We start from the raw sequence: 1,602 nt of genomic DNA, 5'->3' as shown, positions 1-1,602 counted from the left end.
CGTGAACAACGCCAAGCCCATGACAGTATCCGGCAAGCTGAACCGGAAGATCAACTTCGGCGGCTTCTACACCGACCCCATCGCCTACCCGTCCGCCGGCAGCTTCGAACTTGATCTGAAGTCCGTGCAGGTGCACTGATGGTCCAACACAGAAAAATGCCATGAAACCAACTCTCACACTTCTCACCGCCCTGCTGCTCGCGCCGCTGGCCGCGCTGCACGCCACGACCTGGTATGTCTCCCCCGGGGGATCCGACACGAACTCAGGGCTCACCGCGGAGTTGCCGCTGCGCAGTATCCCCCACGCAATCGCGCTGTCCACTCGTTCCCTCGGCCCGGGGCCGCTTGCGAAACCTGCAACCGTCATCCTGATGGATGGCATTCACGTTTTGGACGAACCGGTGACTCTCACGCTCACCAACGCGTGGCCTCTTTCGATCAAGGCGGCGCCCGGGGCAAAACCCGTGGTCACGGGAGCCCGCCGGCTCGGGGGTTGGGTCGCGGGTAAGGTGCCCACCACCGGGGCCCCGTGCCTGATGACCGAGCGGCCCGAGGTGCGCAGCGGTGCCTGGTATTTCCGACAACTGTTCGTCAACGGGCGCCGGGCGCAGCGGCCACGTCTCCCGCGCGAGGGCTACAGCCGGGTGGAGAGACTGATTCCCTCCAACGAGGAGGGCCGCATCCTCTCCACCGCCTTCAAGAATCGCTTCGTGTTCCGCGAGGGCGATATCCGGGCCTGGACGAACCAGGGCGACGTGAATGCCATGGTGCTGCACTATTGGCAGCACGCATGGCTCCCGCTCACCAACGTCGATCTGGCGTCCCGCACGGCATATTTCACGTGGGGCACGTTCATGCCCCTGGTGCATTCCCACCCCTCACACGGCGTGGCGGATTGGATCAAGCAGGAGACTCCGTACCCCCACCAGACCTGGTACCTCGGCGCCTCCTACTTCATGGATAATGTGTTCGAGGAGCTGCGCGAGCCGGGCCAGTGGTACCTCGACCGCCCGGCCGGCAGGCTCTACTACATCCCTCTCCCCGGAGAGAGCGCCGCTTCCCTCGAGGCTTGGGCACCCCGCCTCACCAATTACTTCAGTTTTCAGGGGGACTGGCGCAAAGGCGTCTACCTTACGGGCCTCACCATCGAAGGGATCTCCTTCCGCCATTCCGAAATCGACCATCAGGCGCATCGCGGCACCGGGAATTGGTGGGGCAACTACGGACCCAGCCTGCTCATTTTTTCCGGCACCCGGCAGGTCGCCGTGCGGGATTGCGTCTTCGAGAGTCTGGGCGAATGCGGCATTGACATCGCGTACGGGAACTCGGACGTGGAGCTTAGCGGCAACCGCTTTCGCGACCTGGGCAGCGGCGCCATCAAGGCCGTCGGCACCTGGCGGGAGAAAACCCCCGAGGAGAACGAGCGAGGGCGCCTCACGCAGCTCCGGGTGACCGACAACGACATCTCGGGCTACGGCCGGGTGTTCCCCGGGTCGGTGGCGCTTATCGTCGAAATGGCCGCGCGCTCGGTGCTCGCCCAGAACCGCATCACCGATGGCTACTTTACCGCCATCAACTGCAGCGGCGGCTCGATGGACAACG

The 1,602-nt window shown here is 64.5% G+C and carries 1 protein-coding gene; it reads left to right on the top strand.

The genetic code is table 11. The features are described 5' to 3' along the window. Positions 1 to 161 precede the first annotated feature (161 nt). On the top strand, positions 162 to 1,602 hold a 1,441-nt coding region (locus FJ222_12800), incomplete at its 3' end, for a right-handed parallel beta-helix repeat-containing protein (protein ID MBM4165300.1).

The sequence above is a fragment of the Lentisphaerota bacterium genome, assembly GCA_016873675.1.
Taxonomy (GTDB): domain Bacteria; phylum Verrucomicrobiota; class Kiritimatiellia; order RFP12; family JAAYNR01; genus VGWG01.
This window is presented reverse-complemented; position numbering and strand designations above follow the sequence as displayed.